This window comes from Streptomyces sp. SS1-1 (assembly GCF_008973465.1).
Classification (GTDB): Bacteria; Actinomycetota; Actinomycetes; order Streptomycetales; family Streptomycetaceae; genus Streptomyces.
The window spans coordinates 6,265,933-6,284,398 of record NZ_WBXN01000004.1; the positions used below are offsets into that span (position 1 = coordinate 6,265,933).

General features: G+C 72.6%; 16 protein-coding genes and 1 pseudogene. 13 read left to right on the top strand and 4 right to left on the bottom strand.

Annotation, left to right across the window (positions count from 1 at the left end):
• Positions 1–166: 166 nt before the first annotated feature.
• The gene (locus F8R89_RS29905; protein WP_151786867.1) at positions 167–583 is read right to left on the bottom strand and encodes an SsgA family sporulation/cell division regulator; all 417 of its coding nucleotides are present in this window, start codon (positions 581–583) and stop codon (positions 167–169) included.
• 249 nt (positions 584–832) lie between these two features.
• On the opposite strand from F8R89_RS29905, the gene F8R89_RS29910 reads away from it, so the two are divergent.
• The 4 genes from F8R89_RS29910 to mmpA all read left to right on the top strand — a co-directional run bounded on the left by F8R89_RS29910 (position 833) and on the right by mmpA (position 3,428).
• Positions 833–1,921, top strand: coding sequence for a WD40/YVTN/BNR-like repeat-containing protein (locus F8R89_RS29910; protein WP_151786868.1), 1,089 nt, complete (start codon positions 833–835; stop codon positions 1,919–1,921).
• A 48-nt stretch (positions 1,922–1,969) separates the two neighbouring features.
• A complete protein-coding gene (locus F8R89_RS29915) occupies positions 1,970–2,293 on the top strand; it encodes a plasmid stabilization protein (protein ID WP_151786869.1) in 324 nt (107 codons plus the stop codon).
• Between the two features lie 189 nt (positions 2,294–2,482).
• Positions 2,483–3,220 (top strand): endonuclease V, encoded by a 738-nt coding sequence (locus F8R89_RS29920; protein WP_151786870.1) that lies wholly within the window; start codon positions 2,483–2,485, stop codon positions 3,218–3,220.
• 61 nt (positions 3,221–3,281) lie between these two features.
• Positions 3,282–3,428 carry a morphogenic membrane protein MmpA gene (gene mmpA, locus F8R89_RS29925; protein WP_192806273.1) on the top strand — a complete coding sequence of 49 codons (147 nt, stop codon included), beginning with the start codon at positions 3,282–3,284 and terminating at the stop codon, positions 3,426–3,428.
• Positions 3,429–3,438: 10 nt separating this feature from the next.
• Here the strand turns inward: mmpA and F8R89_RS29930 are convergent, their stop codons facing one another.
• Positions 3,439–4,617 (bottom strand): saccharopine dehydrogenase family protein, encoded by a 1,179-nt coding sequence (locus tag F8R89_RS29930; RefSeq protein ID WP_151786872.1) that lies wholly within the window; start codon positions 4,615–4,617, stop codon positions 3,439–3,441.
• Positions 4,618–4,708: 91 nt separating this feature from the next.
• Here F8R89_RS29930 and F8R89_RS29935 point away from each other — a divergent pair, with 91 nt between their 5' ends.
• From F8R89_RS29935 to F8R89_RS29955, 5 genes are all read left to right on the top strand, one after another.
• Positions 4,709–5,089 carry an MmcQ/YjbR family DNA-binding protein gene (locus F8R89_RS29935; RefSeq protein ID WP_192806274.1) on the top strand — a complete coding sequence of 127 codons (381 nt, stop codon included), beginning with the start codon at positions 4,709–4,711 and terminating at the stop codon, positions 5,087–5,089.
• 129 nt (positions 5,090–5,218) lie between these two features.
• The gene (locus F8R89_RS29940) at positions 5,219–6,367 is read left to right on the top strand and encodes a CaiB/BaiF CoA transferase family protein (protein WP_151786874.1); all 1,149 of its coding nucleotides are present in this window, start codon (positions 5,219–5,221) and stop codon (positions 6,365–6,367) included.
• Positions 6,364–7,506 (top strand): acyl-CoA dehydrogenase family protein, encoded by a 1,143-nt coding sequence (locus tag F8R89_RS29945; protein ID WP_151786875.1) that lies wholly within the window; start codon positions 6,364–6,366, stop codon positions 7,504–7,506. The genes F8R89_RS29940 and F8R89_RS29945 overlap by 4 nt, the downstream gene beginning before the upstream one ends.
• 23 nt (positions 7,507–7,529) lie before the next feature.
• Positions 7,530–8,744 (top strand): acetyl-CoA C-acetyltransferase, encoded by a 1,215-nt coding sequence (locus F8R89_RS29950; protein ID WP_151786876.1) that lies wholly within the window; start codon positions 7,530–7,532, stop codon positions 8,742–8,744.
• Between the two features lie 45 nt (positions 8,745–8,789).
• The gene (locus F8R89_RS29955; protein WP_151786877.1) at positions 8,790–10,970 is read left to right on the top strand and encodes a 3-hydroxyacyl-CoA dehydrogenase NAD-binding domain-containing protein; all 2,181 of its coding nucleotides are present in this window, start codon (positions 8,790–8,792) and stop codon (positions 10,968–10,970) included.
• Positions 10,971–11,025: 55 nt separating this feature from the next.
• Here the strand turns inward: F8R89_RS29955 and F8R89_RS29960 are convergent, their stop codons facing one another.
• Positions 11,026–11,781, bottom strand: coding sequence for a MerR family transcriptional regulator (locus F8R89_RS29960; protein WP_151786878.1), 756 nt, complete (start codon positions 11,779–11,781; stop codon positions 11,026–11,028).
• 256 nt (positions 11,782–12,037) lie between these two features.
• Between F8R89_RS29960 and F8R89_RS29965 the strand changes: the two genes are divergently transcribed.
• The 4 genes from F8R89_RS29965 to F8R89_RS29980 all read left to right on the top strand — a co-directional run bounded on the left by F8R89_RS29965 (position 12,038) and on the right by F8R89_RS29980 (position 16,849).
• Entirely contained in the window at positions 12,038–13,495 is a 1,458-nt protein-coding gene (locus F8R89_RS29965; protein ID WP_151786879.1) for an amino acid permease, read from the top strand.
• A gap of 35 nt (positions 13,496–13,530) precedes the next feature.
• Complete coding sequence (locus F8R89_RS29970) at positions 13,531–14,475, top strand: PfkB family carbohydrate kinase (protein WP_151786880.1); 945 nt, start codon at positions 13,531–13,533, stop codon at positions 14,473–14,475.
• A 125-nt stretch (positions 14,476–14,600) separates the two neighbouring features.
• Complete coding sequence (locus F8R89_RS29975; RefSeq protein WP_151786881.1) at positions 14,601–15,092, top strand: MarR family winged helix-turn-helix transcriptional regulator; 492 nt, start codon at positions 14,601–14,603, stop codon at positions 15,090–15,092.
• Positions 15,093–15,277: 185 nt separating this feature from the next.
• On the top strand, positions 15,278–16,849 hold the full coding sequence (locus F8R89_RS29980; RefSeq protein WP_151786882.1) for an MDR family MFS transporter: 1,572 nt from the start codon (positions 15,278–15,280) through the stop codon (positions 16,847–16,849).
• An 80-nt stretch (positions 16,850–16,929) separates the two neighbouring features.
• Here F8R89_RS29980 and F8R89_RS29985 read toward each other — a convergent pair.
• A pseudogene (locus F8R89_RS29985) lies at positions 16,930–18,423 on the bottom strand (M1 family metallopeptidase).
• Positions 18,424–18,466 lie beyond the last annotated feature (43 nt).

Here is an 18,466-nt window from a genome sequence, read left to right on the forward strand (position 1 = left end):
TGCACACACGGGTGGTGTGACGCGGTGTCTCAGGACCTCAGACGAGCAACGTCCTTCTCCAATCGGCGGCAACAGGACGCTGTACACCGTAGGAGGGGGTGCGGACGGTGTCAACGGAATTAAAAGGCGCGGCGCGGGGCCCCACGGGGATCCCGGCTGCGGGACGTCAGCAGGCGTCCCGCATGAGCTCCGCCAGATCGCGGTCCATGTCGAGCTGGAGGTGCTCCAGGCCGAGGGGGACCAGCTCGCTGGTGGAGCGCAGGAACCGGCGCACCTCGCCCGAGCGGATGTGCACCACGGCGGTGCCCTCCGGGGCGTGGAACTCCAGGACCGTACGGTCGTACCCGTACGGGCGCACCCGGACGTCGCCGTCGCCCTGGGGTTCCTCCAGGCCGGCCAGCAGCAGGTCGCGGCTGAAGGTCCAGCAGACCTCCACGCCCTCCAGGGTGGCCGGGGCCGGGAAGGTCATCCGGACGGCGAACGGGTCGCGCCGGTCGTAGTGGAGGGTCGCGGGGATGCGCTGCATCCGCGGCGCGGCGGCGACGAGGCGGGCCTCGACGGGCTGCTCGATGACGGTGGACAACGCCTTGCTCCCTTGTGACGGCGGGACAGAGATCCGGGCGGGCGGGACGGGCACTTGTAGAGACGACGGAATCAGCCATTCCGTGCACCCCGGATCCGAGTGACCTCTGTCACCGCCTTCATGCACCCGGGTGCCGCCTTCGCCCCCCTGTGCCCGGAAGGTCGTCCGTGCCCGATGAGGCCGTCTGGACGCCGGGGTGACGCTGGACTAGCTTCGCGCGCCATGAGGCGTACGGGAAGCACGCGACGGATGGGACGGACCGCCTGGGCGGTGGCCGCGACGGTGGTGTGCGGGGCGGTCCTGGCCGCGCTGACGGCCGCGCCCGCCCAGGCACGGGAGCCGCATGGCGGGAAACCGCACCCGGCACCGCACTGGGTGCTCAAGGACAGCGGCGCTCCCGAGGCGCGGTTCCGGGGCCTGTCGGCCGTCAGCCGGAACACGGCCTGGCTGGCGGGCACCGGGGGCACCGTCCTGCGCACCACCGACGGCGGGGCGAGCTGGCGGGACGTGTCGCCGCCGGGCGCCGGAGAGCTCCAGTTCCGGGACGTCGAGGCGTTCGACGCGCGGCGGGCCGTGGCGCTGGCCATCGGCGAGGGCGAGGCCTCCCGCGTGTACCGCACCGACGACGGCGGCCGGACCTGGACAGAGACCTTCCGCAACACCGACGCACGGGCCTTCTACGACTGCATGGCCTTCTTCGACCACCGCCACGGCCTGGCCATGAGCGACCCGGTCGACGGCCGGTTCCGCATCCTGTCCACGAAGGACGGCGGCCGTTCCTGGACCGTGCTGCCGGACACCGGGATGCCGCCCGCGCTCGACGGCGAGGCCGGGTTCGCGGCGAGCGGGCAGTGCCTGGTCACCGCCGGCGCCGAGGACGTCTGGCTGGCGACCGGCGGGGCGGCACGCGCGCGGGTGCTGCACTCCGCCGACCGGGGACTGACCTGGACGGCCTCCGACGCCCCGGTCCCGGCCGGCGATCCGGCCCGCGGGGTCTTCGCGCTCGCCTTCCGCGACCGGGCGCACGGCCTCGCGGTCGGCGGCGACTACCGCCCCGACCAGCCCTCCCCGCGGGCCGCGGCCCGCACCGGCGACGGCGGACGGCACTGGAGCGGCGCGGGCACGCCCCCGCCCGCCTACCGCTCGGGCGTCGCCTGGCTGCCGCACAGCCGCTCCGCCGCCCTCGCGGTCGGCCCCACGGGAACGGACCTGACCACCGACGGCGGACGGACCTGGCGGACGGTCGACACCGGCTCCTACGACACGGCGGACTGCGCGCCCGACGGGGGCTGCTGGGCCTCCGGCGAACAGGGCCGGGTCGCGCGTCTGGAGAGATGAGGCGAAAACGGGGTACCCGGGAACCGGACGGCGAGAGGAGTGACCCCCATGCCAGCCGGTTCCAGCCCGAAGCGGGAACGCCAGTACGAGCACATCAAGCAGAGCGCCGAGGACCGGGGCGAGAGCACCTCGCGCGCCAAGGAGATCGCGGCGCGCACGGTGAACAAGGAGCGCGCCCGGTCCGGCGAGTCCAGGACGGCGAGCCGCACATCCACCCAGGACAAGTCCTCGGGTCAGCGGGGCGGCGAGCGGTCGGGCAAGGGGCCGCAGGGCCCTACCCGGGACCAGCTGTACGAGGAGGCGAAGAAGCGCAACATCCACGGGCGTTCGGACATGAACAAGAGCCAGCTCAAGCAGGCACTGGGCAAGTGACCCTGAGCGCCGCGTCCCGCGGGACCGCGCGCGTCCGGGCACCGTCGACCTGGCGGCGGACCCGGTGACGAGGGCGAACGCACGCCACGCGACGAGCCGTTCGCCCGCCCCCAAGACCGACCCCCGCGACGGCCAAGGAGCCTCCGCCGTCACGGGGGTCCTCGCGTGCCTCGTACCCTCTGACCCACCATGACGAGCGTGAGAGTTCCCGCGGGCCGGCCCGCGACCGAGGAAGAGGCCCGTGCCGTCCAGGACGAGCTGCGGCGCCGGGTGGTGCGCGACGAACCGGGCCCGCCGCCCGGCACCGGGCACGTCACCGGCGTCGACGTGGCCTACGACGACGAACGGGACGTCGTGGCCGCCGCCGCCGTCGTCCTCGACGCGGCGACCCTGGAGGTCGTCGCCGAGTCCACCGCCGTCGGCCGGATCTCCTTCCCGTACGTCCCCGGCCTCCTGGCCTTCCGCGAGATACCGACCGTGCTGGCGGCCCTGGACGCCCTGCCGTGCCCGCCCGGCCTCGTCGTCTGCGACGGCTACGGCCTCGCGCACCCCCGCCGCTTCGGCCTCGCCAGCCACCTCGGCGTCCTCACCGGCCTGCCCACCATCGGCGTCGCCAAGAACCCGTTCACCTTCACCTACGACACCCCCGCCGCCCCGCGCGGCTCGTCGACCCCGCTCCTGGCCGGCGACGAGGAGGTGGGCCGCGCCCTGCGCACCCGGGACGGCGTCAAGCCGGTCTTCGTCTCGGTCGGCCACCGCACGACCCTCGCCACGGCCTGCGCCCACACCCTCGCCCTGACCCCCACCTACCGCCTCCCGGAGACAACCCGCCAGGCGGACAGCCTCTGCCGCCGGGCCCTGAAGGAGGCGACCGCCTTCGGGCAGGACAGCTTCCGACGCCCGCACACTTTGGGCGGGGACCACTGAGTAGCCCGACTGAGTACCTGTACGGATGTGTTCGATCCGGGTTCTCGGCAAGGTGTGGGGCATGACGACACACCGTGCAGCGAAGCCGTTGGCCGATCCCGGGCGTCCCGTCGAGCGGGCCGTGACGGCCGCGCTCGTCGTGGGGGTGCTGGCGGGGCTCGGATGGATCGCCGGGATGATCTACACGCTGGTGCAGTGGCCTCTTTGAGGCCGCCGGGTCAGCGGGTGGCGGCCACCCGGAACGTGATGCCGGCCGCGCGCAGGCGCTCCGTCAGCGCGTCGCCCATCGCGACCGCCGTGGTGACCTGGCCGGCCGTCTCCGGCAGGTCGTCGAAGGCCAGGCAGAGCGCCGACTCCGCGAACATCTTCGCCGTCTCGCCGTAGCCCGGGTCGCCCCCGGACACCTCGGTGAACACACGCCGCCCGCCGCCCTCGCCGACGAACCGGACCGAGAACCAGCTCTTCGCCCGCTTCTCCGGGCCGGGCCCCTCGCCCGGCTTGAGCCGGTCCGACAGCCAGCGCCGGGCCGGCGGCAGCTGGGCCGCCGTGACCAGCGCGCCCATCGCCGCGACCCCGCCGACCGCGACGGGCAGCCGCCGTACGGCCGCGTAGTGGCGGTAGCGGAAGTCGGGGCCGTACCGCTCCAGCGCCCGCGCGGACCGCTTCACGATCTGCGGGTCGATCGTCGGCAGCGGCAGCGCCCACGCGCCGACCTCCCCGGCGAACCGCGGCGCCCCCGTCGGCGCCAGCGCCCGGCGGCCCATCAGACGCGGCTCGTGCCGGGCCCGGTCCCGGGCGGCGGCGGCCATCTGGCGCCCGCGCGCGAACTGGCCGAGCGCCGAGGCGAACGTGCCGCCCGAGAAGGCGGCGTCGGCCGTCACATAGGCGTCCACCGTCAGCGGCACACCCTCCGGCAACTGCCGCACGGTGAAGTACGCCCCGAGGTCGTGCGGGACCGAGTCGAAACCGCAGGCGTGCACCAGCCGGGCGCCCGTCTCCCGCGCGCGGGCGTCGTGCCGGACGTACGTCAGGTCCACGAACTCCGGCTCGCCGCACAGGTCGACGTAGTCGGCGCCGGTGTCCGCGCAAGCCGCCACCAGGTCCTCGCCGTACCGCACGTACGGCCCGACCGTCGAGGCCACCACGCGCGCCTGCTCGGCGAGCCGGCGCACCGACGCCGGATCGGCGACGTCCGCCTCCAGCACCCCGGGCTCCGAGCCCTCGGGCAGCGACGCGCGCAGCGCCTCCAGCTTCGCCCTGTCCCGCCCGGCGACGGCCCACCGCAGGCCCTCGGGCGCATGGGCGGCGAGGTACTCCGCCGTCAGCACCCCCACGAACCCGGTCGCACCGAAGAGCACGACGTCGTACGGACGGTCCGACCTGTTCAGCCTGCTCATGACACCCCTCGTTCCGCACCACGCGCCGTTGTCGGTGGCCGAGGCTAGCGTGAGGTGCGCGAAGCCCGACGACGAGCCCGGAGGTGAGGCGGTGGCCGTGCCCAGGACTGCCCTGAAGAAGTGGGAAAAAGTGCGCGAGTTCGCCCTCGGTCTGCCGGGGGCGGCGGAGGAGTTCCCCTGGGGGGACACCGTCGCGAAGGTCAACAAGAAGGTGTTCGTCTTCCTGGGCGCCCCCGACAGCGGTCACCCCGTGGCGGTGACCGTGAAGCTGACCGATGAGGCCGTCCACACGCACGCCCTGACCTGCCCGGGCGCGGAGCCCGCCCGGTACGGACTGGGCCGGTCGGGCTGGGTGCGTATCCCGCTGGAGCCCGAGGGCGCGCCGGCGGCCGGCCTGCTGTGCGAGTGGGTGGAGGAGAGCTATCGCGCCATCGCCCCGAAACGGCTGATCGGTGAGCTGGACGGGCGCTGAGGCCGCCGGACGGGTTCGCCGCCGGGGCTTCCGGCGGGTAACTTCCTAAGCGCTTGCTCTTGTGTCCACCGGCGCGCCTTCTTAGCATCGCTGGTGTTACAGCAGTTGTGTCACATACCTGGGGGCAGGATGGCGACGACGCCAGGACAGGGCCCGCTCACCGGCGTGCGCGTGGTCGAACTGGCCGGGATCGGGCCCGGCCCGTTCGCCGCCATGCTCCTTGCCGACCTGGGCGCCGACGTCGTCCGCGTCGACCGGCCCGGCGGCCCGGCCCTCGGGATCGACCCCGCGTACGACGTCACCAACCGCAACAAGCGCTCGGTGATCGTCGACCTCAAGACCCCCGACGGCGCCGACCGGGTCCTGGACCTCGCCGCCCGCGCCGACGTCCTCGTCGAGGGCTACCGCCCCGGCGTGGCCGAGCGCCTCGGCGTCGGACCGGACGCCTGCCACGCCCGCAACCCCCGGCTGGTCTACGGCCGGATGACCGGCTGGGGCCAGGATGGCCCGCTCGCCGACCGCGCCGGCCACGACATCGCGTACATCGCCCGCACCGGCACCCTCGGCATGATCGGCGCCCCCGGCGAACCCCCCGCCGTCCCCGCCAACCTGCTCGGCGACTACGCGGGCGGCTCCCTCTACCTCGTCGTCGGGGTCCTCGCCGCCCTGCACCACGCGCGCGCGACCGGCGAGGGACAGGTCGTCGACGCCGCCATCGTCGACGGCACCGCCCACCTCTCCGCGATGATCCACGGCATGCTCGCCGCCGGCGGCTGGCAGGACCGGCGCGGCGCCAACCTCCTCGACGGCGGCTGCCCCTACTACGGCACCTACGAGACCGCCGACGGCCGGTACATGGCCGTCGGCGCCCTCGAACCGCGCTTCTACGACGAGTTCGTCACCCTCCTCGGCCTGCCCGAACACACCGGCGCCCGCACGGACATCGGCCGCTGGGGCGAGCTGCGCGAGGCCGTCGCCGCCCGCTTCAGGACCCGTACCCGCGACGAGTGGACGGCCGTCTTCGACGGCACCGACGCCTGCGTGGCCCCCGTCCTGAGCCTCGGCGAGGCCCCGCACGACCCGCACCTCGCCGCCCGCGGAACCTTCACCGACCACGGCGGCCTCACCCAGCCGGCCCCGGCGCCCCGGTTCTCGGCCACCCCCACCGCCGTACGCAGCGGACCGGCGCGGCCCGGCGCCGGCACCGCGGACGTGGCCCGCGACTGGGACGTGCCCGGCCTGTCCGCCCACCCCGACCCCACGAAGGGCCTCGCATGAAGCGGCAGATCTTCGCCCCCGAGCACGACGCGTTCCGGGAGACCGTGCGCGCCTTCCTCGCCAGGGAGGTGCTGCCGCACTACGAGCAGTGGGAGAAGGACGGCATCGTCTCCCGCGACGCCTGGCGCGCCGCCGGCAAGCAGGGACTGCTCGGCTTCGCCGTGCCCGAGGAGTACGGGGGCGGCGGCACCCCCGACTTCCGCTACAGCGCCGTCCTCGCCGAGGAGTTCACCCGCGCCGGCACCCCGGGCCTCGCCCTCGGCCTGCACAACGACATCATCGGCCCCTATCTGACCGGCCTCGCCACCGACGAGCAGAAGCGCCGCTGGCTGCCCGGCTTCTGCGACGGCACGCTCATCACCGCCATCGCCATGACCGAACCCGGCGCCGGCTCCGACCTCCAGGGCATCCGCACCCACGCCGAGGACCGCGGCGACCACTGGGTCCTCAACGGCTCCAAGACGTTCATCTCCAACGGCCTCCTCGCCGACCTCGTGATCGTCGTCGCGAAGACCACCCCGGAGGGCGGCGCGCGCGGGCTGTCGCTGCTCGTCGTGGAACGCGGCATGGAGGGCTTCGAACGCGGCCGCAACCTCGACAAGATCGGCCAGAAGGCCCAGGACACCGCCGAGCTGTTCTTCCACGACGTGCGCGTCCCCAAGGAGAACCTGCTCGGCGAGCTCGACGGCGCGTTCGTGCACCTGATGACGAACCTCGCGCAGGAACGCCTCAGCATCGCCGTCGCCGCGATCGCCGCCGCCGAGCACCTGCTGGAGATCACCACCGCGTACGTCAAGGAGCGCGAGGCGTTCGGCCGCCCCCTGGCGACCAAGCAGCACATCCGCTTCGAGGTGGCCGAGATGGCCACCGAGTGCGCGGTCACCCGCACCTTCCTGGACCGCTGCATAGCGGACCACGACCGCGGAGAGCTCGACCCCGTCCACGCCTCGATGGCCAAGTGGTGGGCGACCGAACTCCAGAAGCGCGTCGCCGACCGCTGCCTGCAACTGCACGGCGGGTACGGCTACATGAGCGAACACCCGGTGGCACGGGCCTTCACGGACGGCCGCATCCAGACCATCTACGGCGGGACGACCGAGATCATGAAGGAGATCATCGGCCGTTCCCTGCTGGGCTGACCCTCACCCCGAAAGGCTTCCCTGTGAGCACCGAAGCGTATGTGTACGACGCGATCCGCACCCCCCGGGGCCGCGGCAAGGCGAACGGCGCCCTGCACGGCACCAAGCCCATCGACCTCGTCGTCGGCCTGATCCACGAGATCCGCGACCGCTTCCCCGGCCTGGACCCGGCGGCCGTCGACGACATCGTGCTCGGCGTCGTCGGCCCGGTCGGCGACCAGGGCTCCGACATCGCCCGGATCGCCGCGATCGCCGCCGGCCTGCCCGACACGGTGGCGGGCGTCCAGGAGAACCGCTTCTGCGCCTCGGGCCTGGAAGCCGTCAACCTGGCCGCGATGAAGGTCCGGTCCGGCTGGGAGGACCTGGTCCTCGCGGGCGGCGTCGAGTCCATGTCCCGGGTGCCGATGGCCTCGGACGGCGGCGCCTGGTTCAACGACCCGATGACCAACCTCGACGTCAACTTCGTGCCCCAGGGCATCGGCGCCGACCTCATCGCCACCATCGAGGGCTTCACCCGCCGCGACGTCGACGAGTACGCCGCCCTCTCCCAGGAGCGCGCGGCCACGGCCTGGAAGGAGGGCCGCTTCGACCGGTCCGTCGTCCCGGTCAAGGACCGCAACGGCCTCGTCGTCCTCGACCACGACGAGCACATGCGCCCCGGCACCACCGCCGACTCCCTCGGCGGCCTCAAGCCGTCCTTCGCGGACATCGGCGACCTCGGCGGCTTCGACGCCGTCGCGCTGCAGAAGTACCACTGGGTCGAGAAGATCGACCACGTCCACCACGCCGGCAACTCCTCCGGCATCGTGGACGGCGCCTCCCTCGTCGCCGTCGGCAGCAAGGAGGTCGGCGACCGCTACGGCCTCACACCGCGCGCGCGGATCGTCTCCGCCGCCGTCTCCGGCTCCGAGCCCACCATCATGCTCACCGGCCCGGCGCCCGCCACCCGCAAGGCGCTCGCCAAGGCCGGCCTGACCATCGACGACATCGACCTCGTCGAGATCAACGAGGCGTTCGCCGCGGTCGTCCTGCGCTTCGTGAAGGACATGGGCCTGTCGCTCGACAAGGTCAACGTCAACGGCGGCGCGATCGCCCTCGGCCACCCGCTCGGCGCCACCGGCGCCATGATCCTCGGCTCGCTCGTGGACGAACTCGAACGCCAGGACAAGCGGTACGGCCTCGCCACGCTCTGCGTCGGCGGCGGCATGGGCATCGCCACCATCGTCGAGCGCATCTGACCCCCTCCCGACGGATACGACGGATCACACGGAGAGCACTCCCACATGAGCACTGAATCCACCACCATCCGCTGGGAACAGGACCGCGACGGCGTCGTCACCCTCGTCCTCGACGACCCGAACCAGTCGGCCAACACCATGAACCAGGCGTTCCGCGACTCGCTCGCCGTGATCACGGACCGCCTCGAGGCCGAGAAGGACACCATCCGCGGTGTCATCATCACCTCCGCCAAGAAGACCTTCTTCGCGGGCGGCGACCTGCGCGACCTCATCCAGGTCACCCCGGAGACCGCGCAGCGGCTCTTCGAGGGCGGCATGGCCATCAAGCGCCAGCTCCGCCGTATCGAGACCCTCGGCAAGCCCGTCGTCGCCGCCCTCAACGGCGCGGCCCTCGGCGGCGGCTACGAGATCGCCCTCGCCTGCCACCACCGGATCGCACTCGACGCGCCCGGCTCCAAGGTCGGCTGTCCCGAGGTCACCCTCGGCCTGCTGCCCGGCGGAGGCGGCGTCGTCCGCACCGTCCGCATGCTCGGCATCGCCGACGCCCTGCTGAAGGTCCTCCTCCAGGGCACCCAGTACAGCCCGCAGCGCGCCCTGGAGAACGGCCTCGTCGACGACGTGGCCGGCACCCGCGAGGAACTGCTCGCCAAGGCCCGCGCCTACATCGACGCCCACCCCGAGTCCCAGCAGCCCTGGGACCGGCCCGGCTACCGCATCCCCGGCGGCACCCCCGCGAACCCCAAGTTCGCCGCGAACCTGCCCGCCTTCCCCGCCAACCTGCGCAAGCAGACCGGCGGCGCGCCCTACCCGGCGCCCCGCAACATCCTCGCGGCGGCCGTCGAGGGCGCCCAGGTCGACTTCGAGACCGCGCAGGTCATCGAGGCGCGCTACTTCGTGGAACTGGCCGCCGGCCAGACCTCCAAGAACATGATCCAGGCGTTCTTCTTCGACCTCCAGGCCGTCAACTCCGGCGCCAACCGGCCCAAGGGCGTCGAGCCCCGCAAGGTCCGCAAGGTCGCCGTCCTCGGCGCCGGGATGATGGGCGCGGGCATCGCCTACTCCTGCGCCCGCGCCGGCATCGAGGTCGTCCTGAAGGACGTGACGCTGGAAGCCGCCCTCAAGGGCAAGGGCTACTCCGAGACGCTCTGCGCCAAGGCGGTCTCCCGGGGCCGTACGACGCGGGAGAAGGCCGACGCGCTGCTCGCCCGCATCACCCCGGCGGCCGACCCGCAGGACGTGGCCGGCTGCGACGCGGTCATCGAGGCCGTCTTCGAGAACCCCGAGCTCAAGCACAAGGTGTTCCAGGAGGTCCAGAACATCGTCGAGCCGGACGCGCTGCTGTGCTCCAACACCTCGACGCTGCCGATCACCGCTCTCGCCGAGGGCGTGGAGCGCCAGGCCGACTTCATCGGGCTGCACTTCTTCTCGCCGGTCGACAAGATGCCGCTCGTCGAGATCATCAAGGGCGAGCGGACGGGGGAGGAGGCGCTGGCGCGTGCCTTCGACCTGGTCCGGCAGATCAACAAGACGCCGATCGTCGTCAACGACTCCCGCGGCTTCTTCACCTCCCGGGTCATCGGCCAGTTCATCAACGAGGGCGTGGCCATGGTCGGCGAGGGCATCGAGCCGGCCTCCGTCGAGCAGGCCGCCGCCCAGGCCGGCTACCCGGCCAAGGTCCTGTCCCTGATGGACGAGCTGACGCTGACGCTCCCGCGCAAGATCCGCAACGAGTCCAAGCGGGCCGTCGAGGAGGCGGGCGGCACCTGGACGCCGCACCCCGCCGAGGCCGTCATCGACCGCATGGTCGACGAGTTCGACCGCCCCGGCCGCAGCGGCGGCGCCGGCTTCTACGAGTACGGCGAGGACGGCAGGCGGGCCGGTCTGTGGCCGGGCCTGCGCGAGCACTTCACCCGTGAGGGCGCGGAGATCCCGTTCCGGGACATGCAGGAACGCATGCTGTTCTCCGAGGCGCTGGACACCGTGCGGCTGCTGGAGGAGGGCGTCCTGACGTCCGTCGCCGACGCCAACATCGGCTCCATCCTGGGCATCGGCTTCCCCGGCTGGACGGGCGGCGTGCTCCAGTACATCAACGGCTACGAGGGCGGCGTGGCCGGCTTCACGGCCCGCGCGCGCGAGCTGGCGGCGGCGTACGGCGAGCGGTTCACGCCGCCGGCGCTGCTGGTGGAGAAGGCGGAGAAGGGGGAGACGTTCACCGACGGCCGGTGACGCGTCACCCGGTGGCACCGGGTCCCCGGGCTCGACGCCCGGGGACCCGGACCGGTCAGGAGGCGCCGTCCGCCGGGGCCTCCCCGTCCGCCGTCCCGCCGCTGCCCGCTCCCGCGTCGCCGCCCAGCCACTCCCGCAGCTCCTCGCGCAGCGACCGCTGGAACGCCGTCAGCAGCGCCTGCACCACCAGCGGCTGCATCGACGCCGACAGCGACTTCACGTCCTGGGCCGCCCGTTCCTCGACCTCCTGGCGGAAGAGGCGCGACAGCTCGCGCGCCGCCTCGCGCGCGTGCTCGATGAGGACCGTGCGCGAGGCGAGGATCGCCTCGGGGGACAGCGGCACGTCCAGCAGCCGCACACCGAGCCGCAGCAGCCCCAGGTCGACGCGGTAGGTGCCGTCGTCGCCGTCCGCGACCACCCCCATCGCGGCCAGCCGCGCCACGTCGCCGTCGTCCAGCGCCCGCCCCGCCCGCCGCTCCAGCTCGGCGCGCGGGACCGTCTCCACGCTCTCCGGCGCCCAGGAGGCGACGACGGCCCGGTGCACCGCGAGGTCGTGCGCGTCCAGATCCGGCGGGAGCTGCTGGAGGTACCGCTCGATGGCCGCCAGCGTCATGCCCTGGTGCTGCAGCTCCTCGATGAGCGCCAGCCGGGCCAGATGCTCGCGCCCGTAGTGCCCCACCCGGCGCGGGCCGAGCACGGGGGGCGGCAGCAGGCCCTTGGTGCCGTAGAACCGCACCGTGCGGACCGTCGTCCCCGCCCGCGCGGCCAGCTCGTCGATCGTGAGGGTCGTCTCCCCGGTGCCGGTCGTCATGCGCAGCAGTATCGCTGTCGCACCAATGCTGTGACACCTCCCGCGACACACCGGACGGCGTCGGCGGTGTGGGTGGTGTGGGTGGTGTGGGGCCGCACAGACCTGGGGTCACGCTCTGTGACATACGCCACCGTGTGATCGGTTCGCGAACGGGAAGGCGCCACCTCGGTCCGCGCCCGCCCCCGGTGCACGGGCCGCTCGTACGTCCGGAACCCGGGTGAGGTCTGCTCGGGCGCACCAGAGAGTGGATCCTCCCGTGAGCAAGGACGCCGTGAACACGGCAGTGGCCGCGACCCCCGAACCCGCGGTCCAGACGCCCGCGGACGCGGGCGACGCCGGTTACAGCAAGGACCTCAAGGCCCGCCACGTCAACATGATCGCCATCGGCGGGGCCATCGGCACCGGCCTCTTCCTCGGCGCGGGCGGACGCCTGCACAGCGCGGGTCCCGCACTCGCCCTCGCCTACCTCGTCTGCGGTGTCTTCGCCTTCTTCGTGGTCCGCGCCCTCGGGGAACTCGTCCTGTACCGCCCCTCGTCCGGCTCCTTCGTGTCGTACGCGCGCGAGTTCCTGGGCGAGAAGGGCGCCTATGTCGCCGGCTGGATGTACTTCCTGAACTGGTCGACGACCGGGATCGCCGACATCACCGCGATCGCGCTGTACACGCACTACTGGAGCCTGTTCACCGACATCCCGCAGTGGCTGCTCGCCCTGGCCGCCCTGGCGGTCGTACTGGCCGTGAACCTGATCTCGGTGAAGATCTTCGGCGAGATGGAGTTCTGGTTCGCGATCGTCAAGGTCGCCACCCTCGTCGGCTTCATGCTCATCGGCGTCTTCCTGCTCGCCACCCGGCACGAGGTCGGCGGCACCACCCCGGGTCTGAGCGTGATCACCGACAACGGCGGCCTCCTCCCGCACGGGGCGATGCCCGTCGTCCTGGTGATGCAGGGCGTGATCTTCGCGTACGCCGCCCTGGAGCTGGTCGGCGTCGCCGCGGGCGAGACGGCGGAACCCGAGAAGGTCGTCCCGCGCGCGGTGAACTCGATCATGTGGCGGGTCGGACTGTTCTACTGCGGCTCCGTGCTCCTGCTCGCGCTCCTGCTGCCCGGCTCGGTGTACTCGGGCGACGAGAGCCCCTTCGTCACCGTGCTGTCGAAGATCGGCGTCCCGGCGGCGGGCGACGTGATGAACCTCGTCGTCCTGACGGCGGCGATGTCCTCGCTCAACTCGGGCCTGTACTCCACGGGCCGCATCCTGCGCTCCATGGCGACGGCGGGCTCGGCCCCGAAGTTCACCGCCCGCATGAACCGCAGCCAGGTCCCCTACGGCGGCATCCTGCTGACCTGTGCCGTCTGTGTGCTCGGCGTCGGCCTGAACTACCTGGTGCCGAGCAAGGCGTTCGAGATCGTGCTCAACGTGGCGTCCCTGGGCATCATCTCCACCTGGGTGATCATCATGGTCTGCCACCTGGTCTTCGTCCGCCGGGCCCGCGCGGGCCTGCTGAGCCGCCCGGGCTTCCGGCTCCCCGGCAGCCCGGTCACCGAGATCGCCACGATCGCGTTCCTGCTGGCCTGCCTCGGCCTGATGGCCAACGACCCCGAGGTCGGCCGCAAGACACTCCTCCTCGTCCCGCTCATCGCGGCGGCGCTGGTCGCCGGCTGGTTCGCGGTCCGGCGCCGCGTCACCGCGTCCCAGGCGGATCTCGCCGAGAAGTAGGAGTCACTGTCGGTGGCGGCCGCTACGGTGGCGTCATGTCGGAGATCACGAACGTTGCGGGCGACGTCACCGCCGCCGCCGGCCGCCCCATCGACGTGCTCGTGCTCGGCGGGGCCGGTGTCGACACCGTCGTGCGGGTGCCGGAGCTGCCGCTTCCGTACGCCGACAGCTACATGATCGACAGCGGCATCCGGACCCGGGCCGGCCAGACCGGGGACTTCGTGGCCGTCGCCCTGACCGCCCTCGGCCTGCGCACGCACCACCTCGACTTCCTCGGCGACGACCCCGAGGGCGACCTCGTGCGCGCCCTCCACCGCGACCAGGGCATCCCGCTCACCGCCGTCCCGCAGCCCGCCGGCACCAAGCGCGCCGTCAACCTCGTCGGCCCGGACGGCCGGCGGCTCTCCCTGTACGACACGAGCCGGACGCACCCCGGCGACCGGTTCCCCGAGGACACGCTGCGCGCCCTCGCCGAAGCGAGCCGCCACGCGCACGTGTCCCTCACCCAGCCCTGCGCCGAAGCCCTGCCCGTCCTGCGCGAGACCGGCGTCACGCTCTCCACCGACCTGCACGACTGGGACGGGGAGAACCCTTACCACGAGCCGTTCGCGTACACCGCCGACGTGGTGTTCCTCTCCGCGACCGCGCTGCGCGACCCGGAGCGCACCCTGCGCCGGATCGCCGGCCGGGGGAGGGCCGAGGTCGTCGTCGCCACCGCCGGGGACAAGGGCGCGTACGTCCTCGCCGACGACGAGCTGACGCACCTGCCCGCCGTGCCGCCGCCCGCTCCGGTCGTCGACTCCAACGGCGCGGGCGACGCGTTCGCCGCCGCGTTCCTGCACGCCTGGCTCAACCGCGAGACACCGCGGCGCAGCGCCCTGTTCGGCACGATCGCCGGAGCCCACGCCTGCACGGTGCCCGCCACACAGACGACGGCGATCGGCCTGGACGAGCTGCGCCGGCGCGCCGCGGCCCTCTGACGGCCGGTCCACCCACCCCGCGGTCTCGCAACTCCGTTCGGATGGCTATATAGTTGCTCCGGGCAATCAAGTGTGCCGGGCACGGCTCCGCCGGCACCGGCGCCGATCCGAGTGGGCGGGGAGCGATGAGAGAAGAGCGGCACGAGGCGGCCATCGCCCATGTGCTGAAGCAGCTCACCGCGATCGCCGTCATCCGGCGGCAGCTGGGGCGCCGGCTTCCGCAGGGATCCCGCAGTGCCGTCGTCGTCCTGGCCGCGCTGGCCCGCACCGGCGAGATCCGGCCGTCCGAACTGGCCGAGCACCTGGACTGCGACCTCTCCGTGGTGAGCCGGAAGGTGGCCCAGCTGGAGCAGCAGGGTCTCGTCTCACGCCGGGCCAACCCCGAGGACCGCCGCTCCAGCCTCATCGGCGTCACCCCGCGGGGGCACGCCGAGGTGGACCGGCTCGTCGACATCCACACCGATCTGATCGCCGAGGCCACCGAGGACTGGACAGCGCGGGAACTGGCGGACCTCACCACGCTGCTCGACCGCCTGCGCGGCGGTCTCGCCCGCCGTCTGCACGGCGCCGAGGTGCCCGACCGGGAGCCGGACCCCGCACAGCCGGCCTCGGCCTGAAACCCACCACCGTCCCGGCCTCGGCCTGATCCACCACCGTCCGGCACAGCACCGCCGCCGTCCCGCACAGCACCACCACCGTCCCGCACCGCGCTGGACGGACCCGACCCGTCATCCAGGGGAACCTTCACGTGGCACAGCAAGAAAGCACAGAGAGCACCGCGGCGAGAACCGACGGCGCTCCCATGACACACCGGCAGATCATGGAGGCGCTCTCCGGCCTCCTGCTCGGCCTGTTCGTCGCCATCCTGTCGAGCACGGTCGTCTCCAACGCCCTGCCCCGCATCATCAGCGACCTCCACGGCAGCCAGTCCGCCTACACCTGGGTGGTCACCAGCACCCTCCTGGCCACCACCGTCTCCACCCCCATCTGGGGCAAGCTCGCCGACCTCACCAGCAAGAAGCTGCTCGTCCAGCTCTCCCTGCTGATCTTCATCGTCGGTTCCGCGGCGGCCGGCCTCTCGCAGAACACGGGCACGCTCATCGCGTTCCGTGTCGTCCAGGGGCTCGGCGCGGGCGGTCTGACCGCCCTGGCCCAGGTCATCCTCGCGACGATCATCCCGCCCCGCGAGCGCGGCCGGTACAACGGCTACCTCGGCGCGGTCATGGCGGTCGGCACCATCGGCGGCCCGCTCCTCGGCGGTGTCATCGTGGACACGTCCTGGCTGGGCTGGCGCTGGTGCTTCTACGTCGGCGTGCCCTTCGCGGTCGCCGCGCTCATCGTGCTCCAGCGCACCCTGCGGCTCCCGCTGATCACCCGGGACGTCAAGGTCGACTACCTCGGCGCCACCCTCGTGGCCGCCTCGGTCTCCCTGCTGCTGATCTGGGTCTCCCTCGCCGGCGACTCGTTCGCCTGGTGGTCCGGCTCGACCGTCGCCATGGTGCTCGGGGCCGTCGTGCTGGCCGTGGTCTTCGTGTTCGTGGAGCTGCGCGCCACGGAACCGATCATCCCCATGCACTTCTTCCGCAACCCGACGCTGACCCTGTCGGTCGTCGCGAGCCTCGCCGTCGGCACCGCCATGTTCGGCGGCACCGTGTTCCTCAGCCAGTACTTCCAGATCGCCCGCGGCGACTCGCCCACCATGGCCGGCGTGATGACCCTGCCCATGATCATCGGCCTGGTCGTCTCGTCCACCGTGATCGGCCGCGTCATCACGAAGTCCGGGAAGTGGAAGCGCTACCTGGTCGTCGGCGGCGTCCTCCTCATCGTCGGGCTCGCCCTCATGGGCACCGCGCGCGCGGACACCGCGTACGGCCTGCTGGGCGTGTACATGTTCTTCATCGGCTGCGGTGTCGGCATGACGATGCAGAACCTCGTGCTCGCCGTGCAGAACACCGTCCCGCTGCACGAACTCGGCGCCGCCAGCTCCGTCGTCGCCTTCTTCCGGACGCTGGGCGGCGCGGTCGGCGTGTCCGCCCTCGGCGCCGTCCTCGCCTCCAAGGTCGGCACCTACACCGCGTCGGGCATCGCGGCACTCGGCATCCAGGCCTCCGGCGACGGCTCCCTGCCCGACATCCACACGCTCCCGGCGCCGCTGGCGGCCGTCGTCAAGGACGCCTACGGGCACGCCACCGGCGACATCTTCCTCATCGCCGCGCCCATCGCCCTGGTCGCGCTGATCGCCATCGTCTTCATCCGGGAGATCCCGCTGCGCACCGCCGTGGACGACACGGCCGGGGGCGGCGAGAACGCGGCCGTCGACCGGGACGAGAACACCCCGGGCCGCGAGGGAGCCGAAGCCGGCTCCGCCCGCTGAGCCCGTCACGGCCGGCACACGTCCGCCGCCGGAGCCCCACGGGCCCCGGCGGCGGACGCGCATCCCGGCGCGGGCGGCGCTCAGTGCTCGTGCACGCCGTTCGTCGCGGCGATCTTCTTCCAGGACTTCGGCCGCTCCGGGACCGCCGTCGCCGAGGCGACCGACGCGGCCCGCGCCACCGACGCGGACGGCTTCGACGGCTGGTACAGCCAGGTGTCGAACAGGGCCGCGAGCGGCTGCCCGGACACTTCCTCCGCGTACCGGCGGAAGTCCGCCACCGACGCGTTGCCGTAGGCGTACTTCGCCGTCCAGCCCTTGAGGATCGCGAAGAACGCGTTGTCCCCGATCGCGTCCCGCAGCGCCTGCAGGGCCAGCGCGCCCCGGTCGTACACCGCGGCGTGGAACTGGTTCTCGGGGCCCGGGTCACCGGGCCGGACCGTCCAGAACGGGTCGTCGGCAGGGCGTGAGGCGTACGTGTAGGCGGCGAGTTCCCGCGCCGTCCCCTCGCCCTCGTGCTCCGACCACAGCTACTGCGCGTACCGCGCGAAGCCCTCGTTGATCCAGATGTCCTTCCAGCCCTTCACGGACACCGAGTCGCCGTACCACTGGTGGGCCAGCTCATGGACGACCACGCTGGTGTTCGACCCGTTCGCGAACTGCCGGGGGCTGTAGAACGGCCGGGTCTGCGTCTCCAGCGCGTACCCGGTGCCGGTGTTCGGCACATAGCCGCCGAGCGCGCCGAACGGGTACGGCCCGAAGAACTCGCCGAGCCAGTCGGCGATCTCACCGGTCCGCTCGACGCTGGCCCGCGCGGCGCCGTAGTTCGGGCCCAGGTCCTTGCTGTACGCGTTGACGATCGGGATGCCGCTGTCGCTGGTCCCCGTCGTCACGTCGAACCGGCCGAGCGCGAGCGTGGCGAGATACGTCGCCTGCGGCTTGTCGGACCGCCAGTTGTAGCGCGTCCAGCCCAGCCGCGAACTCGTCGACTGCAGCGTGCCGTTGGAGATGGCCTGGGTGCCGTCCGGGACCTGCACGGAGACGTCGTAGGTCGCCTTGTCCAGCGGGTGGTCGTTGCTGGGGAACCACCACCAGGCGGCCTCGGGCTCGTTCGCGGCGACCCCGCCGTCCGGGGTGCGGTGCCAGCTGGTGAAGCCGTACGCCTGCTTCGTGGACGGCACGCCCCGGTAGCGCACGACGATCGTGAGGTCCGTGCCCTTGTCCAGCGGCTTCCTGGGCGTGATCTCCAGCTCGTGCTCCCCGGAGGTGGCGAACGCCGCCTTCGCGCCGTTGACGCGGACCTCCCCGACGTCCAGCAGGAAGTCCAGGTTCAGCCGGGACAGGTCCCGCGTGGTCCGCGCGAGCAGGGTCGCGGTGCCCTCCAGCTCGTCCGTGGCCGGCTGGTACGTCAGCCGGAGGTCGTAGTGGGAGACGTCGTATCCGCCGTTGCCGTAGTCCGGGTAGTAGGGGTCGCCGATGCCCGGGGCGCCGGGGGCGTGGCTCGCCGCCGAGGCCGGGATCACCAGCATCAGGGAGGCGGCCGCCAGGGCACCCGGCGCGAGGATTCTGCGGTGCACGAAAGCTCCAAGTCGTAGGGGACCGAAGTCTGTCGGGAGCCTA